The organism is Dryocola clanedunensis (assembly GCF_038405435.1).
Classification (GTDB): domain Bacteria; phylum Pseudomonadota; class Gammaproteobacteria; order Enterobacterales; family Enterobacteriaceae; genus Dryocola; species Dryocola clanedunensis_A.
Map to the genome: position 1 here is coordinate 1 of NZ_JBBYHZ010000120.1, position 612 is coordinate 612.

Sequence of the window (612 nt, forward strand, 5' to 3'; positions counted from 1 at the left end):
GCGGTGCTGCTGGTCCTGGCGGTCTCTGCCGCGATCCACCGCCAGCGGGGTGCCGCATGAACGAGATGCTGATCAACCAGGCAGCCGACGAGCTGACCCAGGCGCCCGCCATCGACATGGCCGACACCCCGTACTTCCTGTTGCGCAGCCCGCAGCAGGCACTCGAAGCGCAGGGCGTGCGTGCGCGTTTGCCGTCGGGCCCCACCGCCTCGTTGGCCGAACGTGTAGACGCTTTCTTCGCCGCACCGCGCTCCGGCCCGCGACTGCTGGTCGGCGCGGTGCCGTTCGATCCCGAGCAGGCCGATGCGCTGTACCAGCCGGATCACGTGTCCGGCCAACCCGCGGTGGTCCGCGTTGAAACCCCCACACTGGTCGGTGACGTGCTGGCTGAACCGCCTGCGCAGGCCTATGCAGGCGCGGTCGCCACCGCCGTCACGGAACTGCAGCGCGCCGATAGTGCGCTGGAAAAGGTCGTGCTGGCCCGCAGCCTGCGGGTCACCACCGCGCAGCCACTGCACCCGCGGGTGCTGGCCGCGCGGCTGGGCAGGGATCCGAGCGTAGCCACTTACGTGGTGCCGGTGCCTTCAGAAGGCGGCCCCGGTCCTGCCTGGC

1 pseudogene is annotated in these 612 nt (G+C 70.9%); it reads left to right on the forward strand.

Annotation, left to right across the window (positions count from 1 at the left end):
• Nucleotides 1-56 precede the first annotated feature (56 nt).
• Nucleotides 57-612, forward strand: a pseudogene (locus AAE045_RS23775) (hypothetical protein); the annotation flags it as partial.